The 19,196-nt window shown below is 68.3% G+C and carries 18 protein-coding genes and 1 pseudogene; 7 read left to right on the forward strand and 12 right to left on the reverse strand.

The window, feature by feature from the left end:
- Nucleotides 1–9: 9 nt before the first annotated feature.
- The 6 genes from ACN28I_RS47660 to ACN28I_RS47685 all read right to left on the reverse strand — a co-directional run bounded on the left by ACN28I_RS47660 (nt 10) and on the right by ACN28I_RS47685 (nt 5,397).
- A complete protein-coding gene (locus tag ACN28I_RS47660) occupies nt 10–699 on the reverse strand; it encodes a response regulator (protein ID WP_420948489.1) in 690 nt (229 codons plus the stop codon).
- Between the two features lie 177 nt (nt 700–876).
- Nucleotides 877–1,830, reverse strand: coding sequence for a metallophosphoesterase family protein (locus ACN28I_RS47665; RefSeq protein WP_420948490.1), 954 nt, complete (start codon nt 1,828–1,830; stop codon nt 877–879).
- Between the two features lie 12 nt (nt 1,831–1,842).
- On the reverse strand, nt 1,843–3,207 hold the full coding sequence (locus ACN28I_RS47670; RefSeq protein WP_420948491.1) for a sensor histidine kinase: 1,365 nt from the start codon (nt 3,205–3,207) through the stop codon (nt 1,843–1,845).
- Between the two features lie 6 nt (nt 3,208–3,213).
- Complete coding sequence (locus ACN28I_RS47675; protein ID WP_420948492.1) at nt 3,214–3,900, reverse strand: response regulator; 687 nt, start codon at nt 3,898–3,900, stop codon at nt 3,214–3,216.
- Nucleotides 3,901–4,015: 115 nt separating this feature from the next.
- Nucleotides 4,016–4,516: a hypothetical protein gene (locus ACN28I_RS47680; RefSeq protein WP_420948493.1), complete on the reverse strand. Its 501-nt coding sequence runs from the start codon at nt 4,514–4,516 to the stop codon at nt 4,016–4,018.
- Complete coding sequence (locus ACN28I_RS47685) at nt 4,513–5,397, reverse strand: hypothetical protein (protein WP_420948494.1); 885 nt, start codon at nt 5,395–5,397, stop codon at nt 4,513–4,515. The genes ACN28I_RS47680 and ACN28I_RS47685 overlap by 4 nt, the downstream gene beginning before the upstream one ends.
- Before the next feature lie 177 nt (nt 5,398–5,574).
- On the opposite strand from ACN28I_RS47685, the gene ACN28I_RS47690 reads away from it, so the two are divergent.
- The 3 genes from ACN28I_RS47690 (at nt 5,575) to ACN28I_RS47700 (ending at nt 7,177) form a co-directional block, all read left to right on the forward strand.
- The gene (locus tag ACN28I_RS47690; RefSeq protein WP_420948495.1) at nt 5,575–6,153 is read left to right on the forward strand and encodes a YceD family protein; all 579 of its coding nucleotides are present in this window, start codon (nt 5,575–5,577) and stop codon (nt 6,151–6,153) included.
- 144 nt (nt 6,154–6,297) lie between these two features.
- A complete protein-coding gene (locus ACN28I_RS47695; protein WP_420948496.1) occupies nt 6,298–6,708 on the forward strand; it encodes a PilZ domain-containing protein in 411 nt (136 codons plus the stop codon).
- 172 nt (nt 6,709–6,880) lie between these two features.
- Nucleotides 6,881–7,177, forward strand: coding sequence for a hypothetical protein (locus ACN28I_RS47700; protein ID WP_420948497.1), 297 nt, complete (start codon nt 6,881–6,883; stop codon nt 7,175–7,177).
- Here the strand turns inward: ACN28I_RS47700 and ACN28I_RS47705 are convergent.
- From ACN28I_RS47705 to ACN28I_RS47715, 3 genes are all read right to left on the reverse strand, one after another.
- On the reverse strand, nt 7,174–9,048 hold the full coding sequence (locus tag ACN28I_RS47705) for a two-component system sensor histidine kinase NtrB (RefSeq protein WP_420948498.1): 1,875 nt from the start codon (nt 9,046–9,048) through the stop codon (nt 7,174–7,176). The genes ACN28I_RS47700 and ACN28I_RS47705 overlap by 4 nt on opposite strands.
- A gap of 77 nt (nt 9,049–9,125) precedes the next feature.
- The gene (locus ACN28I_RS47710; RefSeq protein ID WP_420948499.1) at nt 9,126–10,016 is read right to left on the reverse strand and encodes a sigma-70 family RNA polymerase sigma factor; all 891 of its coding nucleotides are present in this window, start codon (nt 10,014–10,016) and stop codon (nt 9,126–9,128) included.
- The gene (locus ACN28I_RS47715) at nt 10,006–10,467 is read right to left on the reverse strand and encodes a carboxymuconolactone decarboxylase family protein (RefSeq protein WP_420948500.1); all 462 of its coding nucleotides are present in this window, start codon (nt 10,465–10,467) and stop codon (nt 10,006–10,008) included. Before ACN28I_RS47715 ends, ACN28I_RS47710 begins: the two co-directional genes overlap by 11 nt.
- 142 nt (nt 10,468–10,609) lie before the next feature.
- On the opposite strand from ACN28I_RS47715, the gene ACN28I_RS47720 reads away from it, so the two are divergent.
- Together ACN28I_RS47720 and ACN28I_RS47725 are read left to right on the forward strand one after the other, a co-directional pair.
- Entirely contained in the window at nt 10,610–11,902 is a 1,293-nt protein-coding gene (locus tag ACN28I_RS47720; protein ID WP_420948501.1) for a methyltransferase, read from the forward strand.
- 148 nt (nt 11,903–12,050) lie between these two features.
- Nucleotides 12,051–12,533 (forward strand): hypothetical protein, encoded by a 483-nt coding sequence (locus ACN28I_RS47725; protein ID WP_420948502.1) that lies wholly within the window; start codon nt 12,051–12,053, stop codon nt 12,531–12,533.
- Between the two features lie 353 nt (nt 12,534–12,886).
- On the opposite strand, the gene ACN28I_RS47730 is transcribed toward ACN28I_RS47725, so the two are convergent.
- Nucleotides 12,887–13,957 carry an SDR family oxidoreductase gene (locus tag ACN28I_RS47730; RefSeq protein WP_420948503.1) on the reverse strand — a complete coding sequence of 357 codons (1,071 nt, stop codon included), beginning with the start codon at nt 13,955–13,957 and terminating at the stop codon, nt 12,887–12,889.
- Between the two features lie 127 nt (nt 13,958–14,084).
- Between ACN28I_RS47730 and ACN28I_RS47735 the strand changes: the two genes are divergently transcribed.
- On the forward strand, nt 14,085–14,972 hold the full coding sequence (locus tag ACN28I_RS47735) for a LysR family transcriptional regulator (protein ID WP_420948504.1): 888 nt from the start codon (nt 14,085–14,087) through the stop codon (nt 14,970–14,972).
- Between the two features lie 1,200 nt (nt 14,973–16,172).
- Here the strand turns inward: ACN28I_RS47735 and ACN28I_RS47740 are convergent.
- Complete coding sequence (locus ACN28I_RS47740; protein ID WP_420948505.1) at nt 16,173–16,757, reverse strand: M57 family metalloprotease; 585 nt, start codon at nt 16,755–16,757, stop codon at nt 16,173–16,175.
- 756 nt (nt 16,758–17,513) lie between these two features.
- Here ACN28I_RS47740 and ACN28I_RS47745 point away from each other — a divergent pair.
- Nucleotides 17,514–17,666 (forward strand): annotated as a pseudogene (locus tag ACN28I_RS47745) (DUF6891 domain-containing protein); the annotation flags it as partial.
- A gap of 283 nt (nt 17,667–17,949) precedes the next feature.
- Here the strand turns inward: ACN28I_RS47745 and ACN28I_RS47750 are convergent.
- Nucleotides 17,950–18,900: a hypothetical protein gene (locus tag ACN28I_RS47750; RefSeq protein ID WP_420948506.1), complete on the reverse strand. Its 951-nt coding sequence runs from the start codon at nt 18,898–18,900 to the stop codon at nt 17,950–17,952.
- Between the last annotated feature and the right edge of the window lie 296 nt (nt 18,901–19,196).

Below are 19,196 nucleotides of genomic sequence, written 5' to 3' on the forward strand. Positions count from 1 at the left end.
CAACGAAGCTCAGGCGATGCCCGGCTCGACGATGCGGTAGCCCACGCCGCGCACCGTTTCCAGGTAGGCGCGCGCCGGGCCCAGCTTGTCGCGCAGGCGCATGACGTGCGTGTCGATGGTGCGCGTCTCCAGGTTGCTGGACAGGCCCCACACCTCTTCGAGCAACTGCTCGCGTGACTGCACCCTGCCCACGCGCGTCATCAGGTACTCGAGCAGGCGGAACTCGAGCGCGGTGAGCGTCACCTCCTTGCCATCCACGTGGAAGCGGTGGGCGGAGGTGTCGAGCGTGAGGGGGCCGATCTTGACGGGCGCGGACTCGTCCCGGGCCGGGCCGCTGCGGCGGAGGATGGCCTTGAGCCGCAGGACGAGCTCGCGGACGCTGAAGGGCTTGGTGACGTAGTCGTCGGCGCCCACCTCGAAGCCGCGGACGCGGTCGGACTCCTCGCCCTTGGCGGTGAGCATGACGATGAGCACGTCACGGGTGTTGGCGGCGGCGCGGAGCTGGCGGCAGACCTCCACGCCGGACATGTCCGGCAACATCAAATCCAGGAGGACGACGTCCGTGCGCTGATCCCGGGCGGCGGACAGCGCCGACTCACCGGTGGGGGCCACGCGGGTGGAGAACCCGGCGGCGCGGAGATTGAAGTCGATGAGCTCGGCGAGATCTCGCTCGTCATCGACGATGAGGACGTGGGGCATGGCGGCGGCGCACTCTGGACCCCGGTGTTTGCACTGAGGTGTCGTGCTTGCGACAACTGTGTAACATCTGTCACTGAGCGTGGGAATCGTTGTCACGCACAAGGGTCCAGCCCGGGGCCGCCAGCCACGGGAGGGAGAAGTGCGAGAGGAGGGACGTCCTCGACCAACGTTTCCGCGTCAGCCGTCCAGGTCCGTCACGGTGGAGAGCGGCACCGGCTCACCCTCGACGGGGGCGGCGTGGTGGTGCTCCTCGCCGCCCGCGGCCTGCTTGAGCAGCATGGGCGGGGCCACCATCGGCAGCTCCAGCGGGATGGGCGAGTGGGGGATGTTGGCCCCCGGCGGCGGGCGCAACACCGGGCCCGGCGGAGGCAGTCCCGAGTGGCGGCGCGCGGCCTCCATCAGCGCCTTGTGGTGGCGGTAGCGCGCCTCGACGAGCTTGTGGATGAGCAGCGGGCCGCCGGGCACGCGCTTCGCGGTGAGGGCCTGGGTGGCCTTGCGCACCGGGTAGCGCACGCGGCGGATCTGCACGCGCCAGCCCTTGGGCGTGTACGTGAAGACACCGTAGGCGGGGCGCAGGTCGCCGTCACGGGGGATGCCGGCGCTGGCCACGTCGGCGATCAGCAGCCGGCCCACGCGGCGGCGGTAGGGGAAGTGCAGGTGGCCGAAGGCACACGCCGCCGCGTCCAGGTTCTGGAAGTAGCGCCGGACGGTGGCCTCGTCCAACGTCGGATCCAACGAGTCCTCGAGGTTGCGCGGGTTGGCGTGGCAGACGAACAGATCCTGCCCCTTGCGCGGCGAGTAGCGCTGGGAGAAGGGCAGGGCGCCCAGCTTCTTCAGCCACGGCTCCCCGAGCTGATCCCTCGTCCACTGGAGGAGCTCCGTCTTCCAGTGGTCGCGCTCGCGGTAGGCCCCGCCCAGGTAGTGGCCGGCGAGGTAGCAGTCGGTGTTGCCCATGAGGATCGCATCGCAGCGATCGAAGAGCAGCTCCACTGTCTCCTTCGGGTGCGCGCCGCGCAGGGCGAGGTCCCCGGCGGCGACGATGTAGTCGGGCGCAACGCGGGCGATGTCCTCGAGGACGGCCTCGCAGGCGGGGAGGTTCCCGTGAATGTCGGCGAGGATGGCAACCCGCATGGCCGCCCCATCCTAACCCGTCGCCGAGGCCGAGGGCACCGCTGCTGGAAGGAAAATCGTGAAGGTGGAGCCCTCGTTTGGTTGGCTCTCGACCCGGACCTCGCCCCCCATGGCGCCCATCAGGTGCTTGACGATGGACAGGCCCAGGCCCGTCCCCCCCATGTCCCGGCTCCGCCCTTTGTCCACCCGGTAGAAGCGCTCGAAGATGCGGGCCAGGTGCCTGGGCTCGATGCCCACCCCGGTGTCCCGGACGTGCACCACGCACCGTCCCTCCTCTAGAGCGCCCGTCACCAGCACCCGGCCGCCCTCGGGCGTGTACTTCACCGCGTTGTCCAGCAGGTTGAGCAGCACCTGCTCCAGCCCCCGCTCGTCTCCCCGGCCGATCAGCCCCGGGGGGATGTTCAGCTCGACCGTAATCTTCTTGCCCTGGGCCTTGTGCCGCACCACCTCGGCCGCCCGGGAGGCGGACACCGCCAGGGGCACGTCCACCCCCGTCAACTTCACTTCCCGTGACTCCAACCGGGACAGTTCGAGCAGATCCTCGACGAGCTCCGAGAGGCGCTCGGACTGGCGGTGGATGATGTCCACCATCTTGGGCGCCATGACGGCGTCCTGGAGGGCGCCGCCCTGGAGCGTCTCGGCGTAGCCGCGGATGGCGGTGATGGGGGTGCGCAGCTCGTGGGAGACGTTGGCGACGAAGTCCTTGCGCACCTTCTCCAGGTGGCGCAGCTCGGTGACGTCGTGGAAGACGGCGGCGCTGCCGGGCAGATCGTTCCCCAGGGGCGTCACCCGGATGGCGAGCGTGCGAGGGAACAAGCCCTCCAGCGTCAGCTCGAGGCGGGTGGAGGCGCCCTCGCGGCAGGCGCGGATGACGGCCTCGTTGAGCACGTCGTTGCGCAGCAGCGCCAGGGGCCGCTGGCCGGTGATGTTCCCGGCCGTCTGCAGCATGCCGCGCAGGGCGTCGTTGTGGCGCACCACGGTGCCCTCGGCGTCCGTCACCCAGATGCCCTCCGTCATGCCGTCCAGCACGGCGGTGAGGGTGCGCGACTCCTGGTTGAGGCCGGCGTTGCGCGCGGAGAGCTGCTGGTGGAGCGAGTCGATGGCGCCCTGGAGGTTGGCCACCTCCTCGAGCCTGTCCCGCTCGTCCTCGCGGCCGCCGGGGGCGGGGGAGCCCTCGGCGCGGGTGCGCACCTGGCGGGCCAGGGTGAGGAGCTGCCGCTTGAGCGCGCCCCGGGCCGCCAACAGCGTCAGCAGGGAGCCCGAGAGCGTGGCGAGCGCCACGAAGAGCGCGTCCAGCTTCCAGCCCAGCAGCAGGAAGAGGAGCAGCGCCGCGAGCGCGGGGGCGAGCAGGGGCAGCAGGAAGAGGCGCAGGGGCATGGGCTTCTACCGTGGCGGAGGGCTGAGCTTGTAGCCCACGCCGCGCACCGTCTCGATGATGTCGCCCGCGGGGCCGAGCTTCTCGCGCAGGCGCTTGATGTGCGTGTCCACCGTGCGGGTGTGGATCTCCGCCTGGATGCCCCACACGTCCGAGAGGAGCACCTCGCGCGTCTGCACGCGATCGGCGCGCTCCAGCAGGGTGCGCAGCAGGCGGAACTCCAGCGCGGTGAGGACCACCTCCTGGCCCTTCACGCGCACCTGGTGGCGCGAGGTGTCCAGTTGGATGTCCCCGACGGAGAGCTGGGCGGCGGGGCTCTCGTCCACGTCCGCGCGCCGCAGCACCGCCCGGACGCGCAGCAGCAGCTCGCGCACCGAGAAGGGCTTCACCACGTAGTCATCCGCGCCCAGCTCCAGGCCCTGGACGCGGTCGGACTCCTGGCCCTTGGCGCTGACGATGATGACCGGCACCTTGCGCAGCTCGGTGTCGCTCTTGAGCATGCGCAGCACCTCGCTGCCCGCGAGGTCCGGCAGCATCAAGTCCAGCAGCACCAGGTCCGGCGTATGGGCGCGCGCCCGGGCCAGGCCGTTGGCACCGGTGCCCGCGACCTCCGCCTCGAATCCCGCCGCCCGCAGGTTGTACTCCACCAGTCCGGACAGGTCCTGCTCGTCTTCGATGATGAGGATGCGCGCCATCGTCCCTCCCAGCCCCCTGGTTGAACACCCGTGGCGTACCAGATTGGTGGTGGCGGTTGAATGACGAGCAGGTGACGCCTCTGTGACAGGGCTCGTCCGTCCGCCCGCCCCGCGTTCAGGGGGCGAAGGTGGGATCGCACTCCACGGCCGTCAGGGTGATGGCGGCGGCGATGAGCGGCTCGTTGCGGGCGGCGCTCACGGATTCCAGGTAGTTGCAGGAGCTGCCCAGGAAGCGCGGCGGGTTGGCGCGCGAGAGGGCCTCGATGACGACGACGTAGTCGCGGCCCACCGGGATGTCCACGGCCAGCTCCTGGGCCCCGCCCTGGAGCCCCGCGGGGAAGCGCAGGGCCCGCGCCATCGTCCCATCCGGCCCCTGGAGGACGAGGGCCTCCCGCTGCTCCACCTGCTGGTTGAGGCAGGTGCGTTGGAGGTCGCCACACCGGCGCGACTGGCCCTCGGGGAGGACCACCACCTGGAAGGCGCCCAGCTCCTCGGCGACGGCTCGAGAGATGCTCAGCTCCAGGCCGAGGCGGTTTCCGGACGAGGGCGGCTCCGCCCCGCAGCCGGCGGCGAGGGTGGTGCCCAGCAGGAGGAGAAGGGAGGGTCGCGGGCTCATGGATTGACGCGGATGGTGATGGGGACGCGGCCCCGCTCCTCGGAGGTGGCGTAGACGACGGCCCCGGCGGTGCCCGCCACGGCCACCGCGCCCACCGCCACCCAGAGCCACGGACTCTTGTACCAGGGGCGCTCGCCGGGCGTGGCCACCGTGCCCGGCTCGGGCGTCACCTGGAAGACGAGCGGGTTGAAGGCATCACCCCGGCCCGCCAGCCGCCGCTGCGCCGCGTCCGCCACCTCGAAGTAGTACTCCACCTCGTAGGCCGAGGCGGCCGCGGGCAGCTCGTAGGCGGGGATGGTGGCGGTGAAGTGCTCCTTGCGGGCCCGATCCTCGCGCGTGAAGTCCACCGAGCTGTACGCCTGCGCGCCCGCGCGCCGGTAGAAGAGCCGCGCCCGCGCGCCCAGCGCCATGTCCTCGATGCGCGCCTCGACCCGCACCGGCGTGCCGCCCTGGGGGTCCGGGATGGGGTCCACCTGGAGGGTGACGGGCCGCACCCGGCGGTTCTTGATGTCCTCCTTGATGCGCGCGTAGAGCGTGCGGATCTTCGGAGGCGCCGTGCGCGGCAGCTCGTAGTCGGGCCGGGCCTGGAGGAGCATCTCGTAGGCCTCGCGCGCCCGCGCCTCGTCCCCCAGGTACAGCGAGGTGAGCCCGAGCAGGCGGTAGAGCTCCACGAGCTGATCATCGGTGACGTCGGGGGCGTCGAGGCCCGCCTCCAGCGTCTTCACCGCCTCCTCGAAGTCGCCGTCGCTGATCTGCTCCTGGGCCCGGGCGATCTCCGGCCGGGCCGGTGCCGCCTGGAAGAGCAGGGGCGCGGGGAACAGAGGCCGGGCGAGCGAGGCGCCGGGGGACAGCAGGCTCGCCACCACGATGCTGGCTACCACGCGTTTCCGCCGGTCGTACATTGGCACCTACCCTAGCAGACGGCCAGGCACCCCTCTACCGCGAGGACACTCCCGCAACGGTGAAGGGCCAGTGACATCTATAGAGGTTCGGGCGCGTTGACTGCGGGGGGGACCCTCACCATGATGCGCGCCCCTTTTGGATAGGAACTCGGGTAGATGCGCGTAAAGATTGAAGAAATTCGCGACGCAGGGCTCCAGACGAAGAAGGAGATGAGCCTGGAGTTGCTCGGAGCCGCCATGGAGGGCTCCGGCTTCCGGCCGCTCGAGCCCCTGATCGTCTCGGCGAACCTGCGCAAGGTGAGCGGGGGCGTACTCCTCGAGGGCAAGTTCACCTCGCGCGTGGTGGCCGAGTGCAAGCGCTGCCTCACGGAGTCGAAGCTGGAGCTGCCGGTGTCCTTCTCCCTCAACCTCGTTCCCGAGTCGCTCGCCCGGGGTGAGGGCCTGTTGGACAAGGACAAGGAGGGGGACGACGACAAGGGCCATGGCGAGAGCGGCGGCTCGTTCGCGCTGGAAAGGGCGGACGAGGAGTTGTTCGACGGAAAGGTGATCGACCTGGAGCCGATCGTCCGCGAGCAGGTGCTGCTGGCGCTGCCGATGAACGCCGTGTGCCGTGAGGACTGCAGCGGGCTGTGCGTGAAGTGCGGCCAGAACCTCAACGAGAAGAAGTGCGGCTGCGACATGACGTTCGTGGACCCGCGGCTGGCGGCGCTCAAGAACATCAAGATCCAGGGCTAGTCCGTGCCCGGGGCTCGGGAAGGACGGAGGCCGCCACCTCACCGCGAGGGGCGGCCTTTCGTCTTTCCGCCGTCATTGACGGTCCAGGGTCCAGGTGCATTGATGCCGCGAATCCTGAATCAACGCCTCTGAGGGGGAGCTTCCATGTCCAAGGCCAATCGCCGGGCAAAACGGATCGCGGTCAACATCGATGTGCAGGTCAGCGTGATGGACGACGTGCCCGCGTCGGTAACTCAAAGTGACGCGGAAAAGAATATCGAGCGCGTGAAGCTCTCCACGGAGGGCGCGGGCGAGTTCTTCGATGCCGAGATGGTGGACGTCTCGTTCAATGGTGCCGGCTTGACGTCGACGATGCAGCCGCCGCTGCTCTCGCGCGTGAGCCTCGCGTTCAACTTCCAGGAGCACCGGTACGTGCATGTGACGGCGCTGGTCATGTGGCGCACGACCGTGCCCTCGCCCCAGGGTCAATACGGCTTCGGTGTCCTGTTCGAGGCGATGCCGGTGGATGTCCGCATGAGCATCAACAAGGCCGTCGAGCAGGCGCAGGACGAGTAGGACCGCTCCTACGCGTCCGACCGCTCGGGTCCCTTGCCTCCATGGGAGTGGATCGTCTTCCTCTTCTGGAGCGAGTTTCCCCCGAGCTGGGACGAGGCCTCGCGGCTGGCGACATGGGAGCCTTGCCAGTTGGGTGATGGGGATTGAGCCTGAGCGACGGTAGGTTCGCCCCATGATTCAGAAGGACAAGCGCATCCTGGCGCTGCTCGCGCGGCTCCCCATGAATGAGCGGGGTTGGGTCATCGTGGATCACTGGGATGCCGACCTGATGGCGGTTGGCATTGCCCATCCGAGCGACGTGCGCCGTCTCGTCTACGTGAGCACGTTCAAGAAGGAGAACGGGCGCTACGATTACGAATGTGAAGTCCCCACCGGCGCCGGGCCGGACCACTTCACGACGAGCGACCGCGGCGAGGATGTGGAGGAGGGGGCGCTGCTCGCCGCCCTGGAGCGGCACCTCGCGCATTAGCTGAACCCGGGCCCAGGCTCCTCCGCCAGCGGCAGCGCCAGGGTGAAGGTGGCGCCCTGGCCGGGGCCGGGGCTGTCGCAGGTGAGCCGCCCGTGCAACTCCTCGGCGGCCAGGGCGCTCATGTGCAGGCCGAAGCCATGGCCTGTCCTCTTGGTGGTGAAGCCCTGCGTGAACAGGCGCGGCAGATTCTCCGGGGCGATGCCCACCCCGTTGTCCTTCACCTCGATGAGCACCCGCTCTCCGTCAGGCGCCGGCTGGATGCCGATGCTCAGCCGCTTGTCCTTGCGCGGGCTGTCCATCAACGCATGGCGCGCGTTGCTCAGCAGGTTGACGAGGATCTGCAGCAGCTTGTGCCGATCCACGGAGAGCAGCGGCACCGGGGCGTAGTCGCGCTCGACGCGGATGCCGAGCTGCTCGAAGGACGCGGCGTGCAGGCGCAGCGCCTCGTCGATGAGGACGGGCATGGCCACCTGCTCCCTCACGCCCGCGGAGCTCGCATGCCGCTGCTGCATGCTGACAATGGACTTGATGTGATCCACCCCCTCGCTCAGGGAGCGCATCTCCTGGAGCAGGGTGTTGCGCTCCTCCAGCAGTTGCTCGGACAGGGCCAGGAGGAAGGCCGGGAACTGCCGGCCCCGCGGATCCTGGGTGAGGAAGGTGGGCAGGTCCACGGTGTGCTCGCGCAGGAGCTGGGCGGCCCGGGCCAGGCTGGAGACACGCGACAGGCGCAGCCGGTCCATGACGAGACTGGTGGAGACGTTCACGCTGTTGAGGGTGTTGCCCACATTGTGGAGCACGCCGGTGGCGATCTCCGCCATACCCGCCTGCCGGGACACATCCAGCAGCGTCCGGTGCAGCTCTCCCAGCCGGGTCTCGGCCTGCCTGCGGGGGGTGATGTCCCGCGCGAAGAGCGTCAGCCCCACGACCTCTCCGTCCCCATCCCGCAGGGGGCTGAGGCTGATGTCCATGAGGCGGCGAGAGCCCTGCACCTCGAACTCGTCCTCGAACCGCTCGCGCTGGCCGGCGTGCACCCTGGCCACGTGCGGGGCCCAGCGCTCGCGGCGCTCCGGCTCCATCCAGAAGGGCTGGCCCACCTCGGGCTCATGGCCGAAACGCTGGAGGTGCATCTGCCTCGCCGCGGAGTTGGCGGTCAGCAGCAGGCCCTTCTTGTCCAGGGAGAGCACCGGATCATCCGTGCTCTCCAGGAGGTTGCTGAGCTTGTTCTCACTCAGCCGGAGCGCCTTCAGCGTCCGCTCGAGCGAGCCCTGGGCGGAGTTCCGCGCGGCGTTGTGCAGCGAGCCCACGCCCCAGGCTCCCACCAGGGACAGACCGGCGGAGATGTGCCCGATCCACATCAGGTAGGGGGAGGGCGGCGGAGGGGCGGGTTGGGCGAAGGTGACGTAGAGCGGGAAGCCCAGGCTGAGGGTCACGAGCAGGAACAGGGTGATGAACAGCCCCACGCGAGCGCCGGACAGGTACACGGCGATGACGGGGATCAGGGTGCAGATGGCGTGGGTGCTGACATAGGGGGCATTGCCATCGAAGGCGGCGGCGATGAGCACGAGCGACAAGGCCATCAACAGCAGCGCCGTGGGCGGCTCGATGGTGGCCGAGCGGCGCGTGAGCAGCAGGACGCCGGCGTAGACCAGGCCGGCGGCGAGGCTGGGGTAGGGAGGCAGGCCCGACAAGACGGCCGCCACCATGTAGATCAGGTTGAATGCGACGAAGAAGCAGGCGGTGCCCACCACGAGCCGGTAGCGGACGAGCTCCGTGGGCGACCCCTGGCGCAGGGACTCCGAGAGCAGGGAGTCCAGCCGCTCCAGGAGCCAGGAGCGAGAGACGGGGGGCGGGGGAGAAGGAAGGGTTTCCATGGCCGGGGACGCGAGCGGGGGCCGACATCCGCCGCGTGCCCGGAGGAGTATAAGGATGGAAGGCTCGTTGAGGGCTGCTACCGGGGAAGGGGCCGCGGCGTGTCCTCACGCAAGGTCCTGAGGATGGCGCGCAGCTTGTCGGGGTTGCGCGTGACGTAGATGGTGACGATCCGGCCCTCCTCGATGGCGAGGGCCGTGGTCTGCCACACCCCATCGGCCTCGACGGTCACGAACCCGGGCAGCCCGTCGATCTTCCCCTCGTACACGAGGCGGGAGGCATGGGGGCCCGTGCGCTGCAGCAGCCCCGCGACGAAGCGCAGGTTCTTTTCCCGTCCGTAGATGGGATGGAGGGCTGCCTTCGCCTTGCCACCGCCGTCGGAGTACAGGACCACGTCCTGGGCGAGCAGCGCCTGGAGCGCCCCCAGGTCTCCGCTCCGGGTCGCGGTGAAGAACGCGGAGGCCAGCTCGCGGCCCTGCTCTTCCGTCACGGGAAAGCGGGGCCGGGCCTCGCGCACGTGGCTGCGTGCCCGGCTGGCGAGCTGCCGGCAGGCGGCGGGCTCGCGGTCGATGGCCCGGCCCACCTCGTCGAAGTCCATGCCGAACACGTCGTGGAGCAGGAACGCGGCCCGCTCCAGGGGTGACAAGCGCTCCAGGGCCATCATCAGGGTCAGCGTCAAGTCATCACCCTCCATGGGCTCGACGATGGGCTCGGGCAGCCACGTGCCCGTGTACTGCTCGCGCCGGACGCGGGCGGACTTGAGGACGTCCAGGCACAGGCGCGTCACCGTGCGCACGAGCACGGCGCCCGTGTCCCGGACCGAGGCCCGGTCCGTCTGGTGCCAGCGCAGCCAGGCTTCCTGCACCACGTCCTCCGCCTCCGCGCCACTTCCCAGCATCCGGTAGGCGATGCGGAGCAGGCGCGGGCGGAACGGCTCGAAGGTACTCGTGGGGGTGTCTTCAGGCGGCATCACTGCGTGAGGCTACCGGATGAATGCTCCGGAAGCCGATGGCGATCCGATTCCAGGCGTTGATGGTGGATATCGCCAGGGTCAGCTTCACCACCTCCTCCTGGGAGAAGTGCGCCCGAAGCGCCTCGTAGTCCGCGTCCGGCGCGTGGGTCTGGGAGACGAGCGTCAGGGCCTCGGTCCAGCCCAGGGCCGCCCGCTCGCGGTCCGTGTAGAGGGGCGACTCGCGCCAGGCCGCCAACAGGTAGATGCGCTCCTCGGTCTCTCCGTGGGCGCGGGCGTCACGGGTGTGCATGTGGATGCAGAAGGCGCACCCGTTGAGCTGGGAGGCGCGGATCTTCACCAGCTCCAGGAGGCTCTTCTCGAGCCCACTGCTCTCGACCTTCTCGCTCAGGGTGATCATGGCCTTCATCAGTTCCGGCTCGGTCGTGAAGGGATTCAACCTCGGGTTCATGTGCGGCTCCATTCCGGGCAGAATCGCCTGCCCGCCCCAGGACGAGATACCCGGGCCGGGTGTGACATGGCGTCCTCATGGATGTACGGCTGCCAATGAAGCTCGACGCCATGGAGCGCCGCGGTGAGGGAGGTGGAATGGGATGAACCTTCAAGATCGGCTGAAAGCGCTCACCTGTCTGCTCGGGCCGTGGTCCGAGCTCTGGTCACGTTCCATCCTCCAGAATTGGCCGGAATCCGGAGCCGCTTATCCCGAATCCTGGCTGCTCTACGCTGAATCACTCGACGAAGAGGGCGAACGGATGCTGGATGCTGGGGAGCTTCCAGGTGAGCCTCCCCGGTCGCTGCATTCGCTCGTGCTCGGGCTTCGTGAACTGACAGCGCTGCCCTGGCATGAAGGCGTTCAACGCCTGACGACCGCGGATGCGCAGGGACTCAATGCCAAGAAAGTCCATGAGATCGAGCGGGTCCTCTCCCTGCTCGGGCCGAGAACGACGGCGATTCGCCAGGCGGTCGACATCGGTGGCGGCATGGGACATCTCGCTCGTCTCTGTGTCAGGACTTTCGATTGGACCTTCCACAGCATCGATCGTGATGCGGCGTTGCAGGAGAAGGGCCGGGACTGGCTGCGAAGGGCCCGGAGCCTGCCGCGAGAAAAGCTGTGTTTCATCCACGCCTCCGTCGAAGACACGCCGCAGAGCGGGATTGATCCGCTCTTTTCCGGTCAGGACCGGGTCTCGATGGGTCTACACACCTGCGGGCCGCTCGCGCTGACGCAGATTCGCAAGAGCCAGAAGGCCGGGCTCCTCCTGAACTTTGGCTGCTGCTACGACCAGATGGATGCCGCACGGGACTACCCGGTCTCCCGCTTCGGGAAGGCCCATGCGCCTCCCATCACCCGGCGGGCCCTGTTCCTGGCGACGCGTGGACGGCACCACAAGACCGAGGCTGAGTTCGCGCTGATGAAACGCGTCAACGAGCAGCGGTTCGCGCTCGATCTCCTGCTGAGGCGGAAGTTTCCCGCTCTCGGCTTCGTGCCGGCGGGGGATGCACCCAAGACGCTCTATGCCGGGAGTTTCGCTGGCTATGCGCGTGATCGCCTGGAGCGCCTGCGACTCGATGCCGGCATGACGGAAGCCGGGCTGAATTCCTTTGAAGTGTCCGTTCGCCCCGAGACGAGGCGCATCTTCCACTGTCATCTGCTGAGGGATCGCTTCGCGAGGGCGCTGGAGGTCGTGATTCTGCTCGATCGCGCGCTACTGCTCGAAGAGATGGGCTTTCAGGTCGAGCTCCTGCAGGTCTTCGAACCGCGCCTCTCCCCCCGCAACATCGCCCTCATCGCATCCAGGGCGGACACTGAGAGGAATCCAAGCCATGCGAAATCATGTCATGGTCATCGTGAGTCTGGTGCTCGTGGCTCCATTCTCGAGAGCTGACTCCCGCAGTCCCGAGGAGGCCGTCGAGCGGCTCATCCATTCACGCCATGGCGTTTCCGAGATGGCGAGCAAGGAGTTGCGCGATACCTGGGAGGAGATGAAACGGAATCCCAGGCCCTATCTCCCCGCCTTGGAGGCGCAGATCACCATGCAGCGCACTGAGGCTGCCACGGACAAGGAGCAATTGCGCGGCATCCTGAATGCGGTCAAGTACCTTGTCCTCCTGGGTGGCGATGAGGGGCGGAACATGCTGGTGGCGCGGTTGAAGGAATTGCAGCAGAAGCGGGACGTACTCTCACCGGAGTTGAAGGAGCGGAGTCGCCGCCTCTCTTCCACGGCCCCTCCGGGCGAGCAGGAGTCGTTCGAGGCTGGCGTCATGCGCCTGAACCGGCTCTTGTCGGTGGAGAACACCATCCTGGATGCTTTCGCCGACGCAGGAGACCTGCGCCTGCGCGATACAGTCCTGATGCGCCTGGGCGATGACGAGGACATGCGCGACAGGTACATCGAGTACTTCAAGGCCACGGGCCGTCAGGATCCCGTCGTCCGGGCCTGCCTCGAGAAGATGCTCGAGGCTCCGGCTTCTCCGGCCACGCGGCGGAGCCTGAAGCACTTCTTCGAGGCGCAGTAACGAACACGGCCACCATGGGTCTCCAGTCGCGCCACGCTATGCTTCCCCCGCTGGCGCACCGCTCCCCGTGGAAGGCACATGAGCTCGCCCGGGCCACCTCCGGGGAGGATGGATCCTTCTCGCTGGAGGGACTGAAGGCGGGCCGCTAACGCGCTCTGGGTGGTGAGCTGCTCGAGCTGGTGTACGGGCACGCTCCAACTACAGCTGACCGATACGGAGAACGCCCACGAAGGCGTCCTCCCCAGTGTGCGGCACTCCGTGGCGGTCCGCGAGGAGGTGGACACGGACGTGGGGACGATCTTCCTCGACTCGCCTCCCCCTTGAGCGGGTCGCGCGTGAGCCGCCGGCTGTCCCTACCGCGGCATGGCCGGGGCGGCCAGGGAACCCGCGGTCCGTGGCAGGCGCGCCCGGTCCACGTACCCGTGCGTGACGAACCACTCCACGGCATCCCGGAAGGTCTCCTCGAGCGGCCGGAAGCGGAGGCCCAGCGCCCGCTCGGCCTTGGACGAGTCGAAGGCGGTGTTCGTGCGCTCGCGGCGCAGCGTGCGGAAGCCCTGCCAGCTCACCAGCACGGGGCGCCCGGAGAGCCGGGCCCAGGCCTCGTTCAGCAGCGCCAGCGTTCCCAGCAGCGCGTCCGGTACCCGCCGGCCCGGCGCCGCCAGGCCCGTCACCGACGAGAGCACCGCGAGGGCCTCGCTCACGTGCAGGTCCCTCCCCGCGGCCAGGTAGCGCTCGCCGCGCAGGCCCTTGTCGGCGGCGGCCACCAGCGCGGCGGCCACGTCCCGGGCGTCCACGTAGGCGAAGCGCGTGTCGAGGATGCCGGGCAGCCGGCCATGCAGGAAGTCCAGGACGAGCTGTCCCGCCGTCGTGGGGCCCGCGTCGCCCGGCCCATTCATGAAGCCCGGCAGCACCAGTGAGGCATGCAGGTCCGGGTGGCGCTCCAGGGCGGCGTCCACCTCGCGGTCCGCGAGGATCTTCGAGCGGTAATAGGCGTCTTGCTCGCGCTCCGCGTCACGCCGCATCGTCTCATCGGTGAGCGGCTGGCCCGGGCGGGGCGCCAGCACGGCGATGGAGCTGGTGTGGACCACCCGCCGCACGCCCTGCTGGTACGCCGCCTCCAGCAGCTCGCGCGTGCCCTCCACGTTGATGCGCATCAGCCCGGCGGCATGACTGCCGCCCTTGTAGCTGTCCCGGAAATAGGCGGCGGTGTGGAAGAGCACGTCCGCGTCCCTCAGGGCGGGAGCGAAGGACGCCACGTTCTCCAGGTCGCCCTGGACGAGCTCCGCCGGTACGCCGGCCAGCAGCTTCCGGGCCCTCTCGGGCGAGCGGACCAGGGCCTTCACCCGCACGCCGCGAGCCGCGAGCAGGCGGACGAGGTTGTTGCCGAGCAGGCCGGTGGAGCCGGTGACGAATGCGGTCTTCATGAGAGGTGCCTCCGTGCAGGCGGGGGCCCGGTGGGGCCGTCCGCGTTGATGCCCCGGGTTATGCACCCCCTGTTGCGCCAGTCGCCACCCGGGCAAACTGGTGTTGCATCCATGCAAGGGGCCTCGAATGAACTGGGATGACCTCCGTTACCTCCTCACCGTGGAGCGCTCCGGCTCCCTGTCCGCGGCGGCGCGCGCGCTGGGCGTCGTCACGTCCACGGTGGGCCGGAGGATGACGGCGCTGGAGCGGCGCCTGGGCACGCGGCTGCTCGCCCGCGTTCCCGAGGGAGTCCGGTTGACGCCCGAGGGCCGCGCGCTGGTGCGCACGGCCGCGGCCATCGAATCCCAGCTCCACAGCGCCGAGCGCGGGCTGAAGCGCGAGGAGGGGGTGCTTGAGGGGCCGGTGCGCGTGACGGTGGGGGATGGCTTCGTCGCGTTCCTCAATCCCTGGCTGGCGCGCTTCCGGGAACAGCACCCGGGAGTGCGCGTGGAGCTGTCCTCCGATGCGCGGGTGCTGGACCTGGCGCGCCAGGAGGCGGATCTGGGCGTGCGCACGGTGCGTCCCAAGGGGGACTCGCTGGTGGCGCGCAAGGTGGGGCAACTCGCCTGGAGGCTCTACGCCAGCGCCCGCTACCTGGAGCGCGCCGCGCCCCTGCGCTCGGCGGAGGACCTGAGGGGCCATGCGTTGGTGGGCTTCGACGCGGTGCTCTCGCGGATGCCGCAGTTCCGCGCGCTGGAGGAGTGGGGGACGGGGCGCTTCGTCTTTCGCAGCAACGCGGCCATGGCCGTCGCGGGCGCGGTGGCGGCCCACCAGGGCGTGGCGGCGCTGCCGTGCGCGCTGGCCAGTTTCTACCCCGAGCTGCGGCCCGTGCTCCCGGAGGTGGAGCTGCCCCTGGAGGACGTGTGGCTCGTGGCCTCGCGCGAGGCCCGAAAGGTGCCACGGGTGCGCGCGTTGATGGGATTCCTCGCCGAACGCTTCGAGGAGTCCCGCTCCGTCATGCTGGGCGTGCGCTGACACCCTATCCGTGCGTGTGCCTGAAGAGGGCTGCACTGCTTCTCCACCGGCCCGGCGCACAGTCCTGGTGCTGTGAGCGCTCCCGAGTCCAGGAGCCGTCGGGTCATCAAATGGAGGCCATCACTGTTTCCGCTCCTCCCTCTTCCTGTGCTCAATGAGCTCGGGGCAGATTTCAGCGAGGTGGTTCATCCCCTTGCAGTAGCACTCACAGGAGTTGGGACTGATGCAGGGGTCGATGCCCGGAGGTTGGGTGCAGTCGCACTCGGTCCGCGTACGGAGCTGCCGGAATTCCCATTCGTCGCGCCGTGTGCACCGCGCACAGGGACGGCAGCGAGCCGGGCAGCCTCTCGCACTGACGTTGTACCAGGGCTGCACATGCGACATCGGTGGGAGCTCGGGGCCGGGCTCCCAGCTCCTGGCGGTGCAGGAGCCATTGGGAGCGATCACGCAGCAGGGATTACAACCCGGCTCTTCAGGGGCCCAGCAAGGGGCATCCGGTCCGCGAGGCTTGGACCGGGCTTCCGCATCGCGGAGCGGCAGCGGTTGCCCCTCCTCGTCCCATATCCTGGCAGCGGAGTTGCGCGTGTCCGCCGGAGTGCCCGAATCGGGCACGCCTCCAGCTCGAGTCTCCGTCTTCCCTGGCGCTCCAGAGTGACAGCCAAACACCAGCGCGACGAGTACCATCCCCGAGAGACGCGAGGGCGACATGGGAGCCTCCTGAGTCCGAGTGTGGGGCAAAGAGACGATGGGCCGCCTCTCAAAAGGCGGCACCAGTTACCCTCATGTGTCCCATACGACCTACGCTTATCGGAGTTCGACCCCGATAAGCTTGGGGTAGCCGCCACCGTCGCAACCATCGCTCCAAAGTACGCGGACGGGGCGAGAGGCAAGCATCGCTGAAACAGCAAGCGAACTCATTTGCCTGATGCTGTCTGCAGTTCCACCCAGTCGATACTGGCCGCTTCTGATCGGGCATGTGTGACTGGCGAATGGAGCAGTGGTGAACGTGAGCGAGACACCACCACCCGTGCCAGTATCTGACGCCTCTATGCTTGCGAGTTTTACTTCGCTGCTCCACGTAGCCGCATAGGCGGTGCTGACAGGGAGTAGAGCCATCAGGCCACTGAGCAAAGCGAGCTTCTTCATCTTATGTTCTCCTCTAAAGCTGGGGACTCATGGCAACTCACGGAGCGATCATCCCTAGAGAATTGAAATGCTCGACATGATGAGCGCGGGCGCCAGTCCGTAGAGGGACACTGCCCCCTGGTAATCCGTTTCCGTCTGACGATACCCTCCCGCGGCCACGGGGCGGCACTGCGGATAGTGCATGACGGAGTTTACATCATACTCCGTGAGTTGCCTTGCATCGCTCGTTGACTCGCCGGCACACGTTGCACTCCAGATATGCTCGTGGCGAAAGCCGAGCGCATGACCCAACTCGTGGCGGAGAATACCCTGAAAGTCCCGTCCACCCACCGTGCTGGTGAAGGCGGCGTCGGTGATGAGCAGGTTCCGATGTGTCCGCTCATCATTGGGGAAGAAGGCCCGCGCGAAATACGATGCTGTCACTGGGTTCACGTCGAAGGTGACATTCGTGTTCAGTGCGGTGCAGTCAGAATCCTGATCGGGCACGTAACGGAAGCGTATCCCCACCCGGTCGCTCCACGAGCGGGCCGCAGTCTCCATGCCGTTGATGACGTCCGTCTTGCGGAGCCCAAACCCGTTGCTGATGCAGTAGGTGAGGTCGAACTTGCCAGTGCTTGTCCAGACAACGTCCGCACCCAAGGCAGTCAGTACGGTGAGTGGTTGGGCAGTTCGGGATACGTAGGTATCGAAGTAACGCCGGAAGCTCAGCTTCGTCAGAAATGGGGATGTCCCCCTCGACGATGAATACGCCGTGCTCGAAGGGCTCGCGGTACATGCTGGCCCTGAACGCCTGCCATTCCTCCTGTGGATCGTACAGCTCACTATCGCTTTCATTGTCCGAGCTCGTGCTGCACGCGCATGCGGTAGTGAGCAGTAAGCCCTGGACGACTCGTGCAAGGGAGCTAGCCATTATCGGGTTTCCCAAGAATTGGAGGAGACCGCTGTAAGCGAACTTCGGCGCTGGCCCCGGTACGGGGGCCCTCTCAGGGGGTGGGCGGCTCCGGGAGAGGGAGCGGCCCCACCTCTACCCGTTGCTGCCGGGTGATGGCCGAGGGGTGTTCGTTGGCGCGGCGGTCTCGGCCCGCGGCTGCACACGAGGCTGGGTCCGCTGCGAGGAAGGAGCTCCACCACGATGCGATTCGCGCTCATGACAGTCCTCGTCCGGTGGGTATTGCCCACCACGCACCCCGGGTACTTCCGCCGGAGCCTCTGGGTCCTCGAGGGAATTATCGGCGGACGCGTACCCGGGTTGCGTCGCGTATGCGTCTTTCTCTCAAGAAGGTGGAGCAGGAGGGAGGCGGCCCGGGGAACTGAGGCCGAATAGAGTCGCCCGCATATGAGCGACGACTATGACGAGGACGACTTCGACCAGACGAGAGCAAGCGTGAGGCGGCGAGCCTCGCCGTCTCGCGAGACATCTGCGAGACGCTCGCGCGCCATGGGGTGAAGACGGAATGGAATGGTTCCCTCGACGAGCGCATCGCGATTCCGCCCTTCGAGTGGCGCAAGCGGCGCTGGACCCGGGTGCCCGCCAGCGGCACCCGCTGAGCTGCGCGATGCGGTTCACGCCGGGCTGCTCCCAGCAGCCAGTCACGCACCGCGAGGAGTCGTGCGGTCGGAGCCGCCGCGCGCCGCCAGGCCAGCCAGAGGGTGGCTCGAGGCTGGCGCAGCGAGCCGCGCCGCCGCTTCGGCTCGAGCGCCGACACCCGCCCGGCGCTCAGGCTGGCTTCCCTCACCTGGTAGCAACCCCCATGCCAGGAGGCTCGGGCCTGCCGGGCCCTGGAGCTGCAGCGTCTTCATTGCACGGGCAGGACCATGGCTTCGTCGCGGCTCACTCGTCGCGGTTCTCCTCGGGAAACGCTCCGGGGCGCTGCCCGAGCGCACCGGGCAGAGGCGCCGTGCCCGTGTCCGTGCCCGGCGAGCGCGCGTTCTTCTCCGCCGTGTAGAACAGCTTGTTCAGCACCTTGTCCATGGTGGGTCCCAGGAATTTCTCGGCGGAGAAGCCCACCGCGATGAAGAGGAGGACGTAGGCGCAGACCAGGGCTTTCTCGCTGCCCAGCGTGATGCGCACGGGGGGCTGTATCTCCGGGGTGGCCACGGGCGCCGCGGTGTTCGCTTCGGACCCCACTCGGGCCATGAGGGCCGAAGAGGACGGAGGAGCCGAAGGGGAGTCCGGGGACTCCATCAGGAAGAGGATCTGCGACTGTGCCAGCAGGTAGAACAGGAACGCGGCGAAGCCTCCGATGGAGGGCTTGATGAAGAGCTGGTAGGCGAATTGCCGCCACCTGGCACCGTTCAAGTCGAGCACCGGGTGTTCCGAGAGCATGTTGGCCACGATGGCTCCTCCCGCGCCGAGCAGGGCCAGGGCCAGGATGGCTACCCCCGGGAACACCAGCTCCTTCTCCTGGAGGAAGTCGATGAGTGCCTTGGGCAGCGAGAAGACGTACGTCAAGCCAAACGACAACAGGAGCAGGCCACCGCTCAGGCTCCGAAGCAGCATGTTCAAGGAGAGCTGCCGTAAGTACCTGTCCGCCTGCTTGTTCACCATGCGGAGCGCCCCCCGCAGGATGCCGCGGGCGTGCTCCAGCTTCTTGTCGGGCTTCAGGTCATCTCGCTGGGCGTGCCGGGTGACGTGCAGGACGGCCTGGCAGAGCGGGCCCGACCGCTCGTCCGCCCCCAGCCAGGTCGCACGCGCGACGGGCTCGTGGATGTTGCGCCGGAAGTGCGACTCCACCGACAGGGCCTCGGCGGCGAGCATGTCCACGGGCAGGAGGAGCAGCATGTCCGCGGCGACCTCGTGGACATGCATCCAGAACAGGGCGTTGTCCCTCGAGCGGCGCAGTGTCCTGCCTTCCTGAGTGATGCAAGCCTTCGCTTGTGCCAGACGCGCGAGGAGTTGATCGACGCTCGGGACTCCCTCCGGAACTTCCCGCAGTCGAGCTCGCAGGAAGCGCAGGGAGGACTCCAGGCTCTCGACTTTCGCCCGGAGCACCCCCTTGCTGAACTCCGGGACGCGGGGGCACGGCTCTTGGGCGGAAGCTGGGCCAGCGGCATCCATCGGTGCACTCCTCCATCCAG

Origin of the sequence: Archangium gephyra, from assembly GCF_049060025.1 — a bacterium.
GTDB lineage: Bacteria > Myxococcota > Myxococcia > Myxococcales > Myxococcaceae > Archangium > Archangium gephyra_A.

Bases quoted from the DNA above. Each gene is read 5' to 3' on its own strand.
- ACN28I_RS47660 (WP_420948489.1), bottom strand. From the start codon at position 699: ATGCCCCACGTCCTCATCGTCGATGACGAGCGAGATCTCGCCGAGCTC.
- ACN28I_RS47705 (WP_420948498.1), bottom strand. From the start codon at position 9,048: ATGGAAACCCTTCCTTCTCCCCCGCCCCCCGTCTCTCGCTCCTGGCTC.
- ACN28I_RS47730 (WP_420948503.1), bottom strand. From the start codon at position 13,957: ATGAAGACCGCATTCGTCACCGGCTCCACCGGCCTGCTCGGCAACAAC.
- ACN28I_RS47670 (WP_420948491.1), bottom strand. From the start codon at position 3,207: ATGCCCCTGCGCCTCTTCCTGCTGCCCCTGCTCGCCCCCGCGCTCGCG.
- ACN28I_RS47710 (WP_420948499.1), bottom strand. From the start codon at position 10,016: ATGCCGCCTGAAGACACCCCCACGAGTACCTTCGAGCCGTTCCGCCCG.
- ACN28I_RS47665 (WP_420948490.1), bottom strand. From the start codon at position 1,830: ATGCGGGTTGCCATCCTCGCCGACATTCACGGGAACCTCCCCGCCTGC.
- ACN28I_RS47690 (WP_420948495.1), top strand. From the start codon at position 5,575: ATGCGCGTAAAGATTGAAGAAATTCGCGACGCAGGGCTCCAGACGAAG.
- ACN28I_RS47675 (WP_420948492.1), bottom strand. From the start codon at position 3,900: ATGGCGCGCATCCTCATCATCGAAGACGAGCAGGACCTGTCCGGACTG.
- ACN28I_RS47680 (WP_420948493.1), bottom strand. From the start codon at position 4,516: ATGAGCCCGCGACCCTCCCTTCTCCTCCTGCTGGGCACCACCCTCGCC.
- ACN28I_RS47695 (WP_420948496.1), top strand. From the start codon at position 6,298: ATGTCCAAGGCCAATCGCCGGGCAAAACGGATCGCGGTCAACATCGAT.
- ACN28I_RS47725 (WP_420948502.1), top strand. From the start codon at position 12,051: ATGCAGCGCACTGAGGCTGCCACGGACAAGGAGCAATTGCGCGGCATC.
- ACN28I_RS47720 (WP_420948501.1), top strand. From the start codon at position 10,610: ATGAACCTTCAAGATCGGCTGAAAGCGCTCACCTGTCTGCTCGGGCCG.
- ACN28I_RS47715 (WP_420948500.1), bottom strand. From the start codon at position 10,467: ATGAACCCGAGGTTGAATCCCTTCACGACCGAGCCGGAACTGATGAAG.
- ACN28I_RS47735 (WP_420948504.1), top strand. From the start codon at position 14,085: ATGAACTGGGATGACCTCCGTTACCTCCTCACCGTGGAGCGCTCCGGC.
- ACN28I_RS47700 (WP_420948497.1), top strand. From the start codon at position 6,881: ATGATTCAGAAGGACAAGCGCATCCTGGCGCTGCTCGCGCGGCTCCCC.
- ACN28I_RS47750 (WP_420948506.1), bottom strand. From the start codon at position 18,900: ATGCTGCTCCTCCTGCCCGTGGACATGCTCGCCGCCGAGGCCCTGTCG.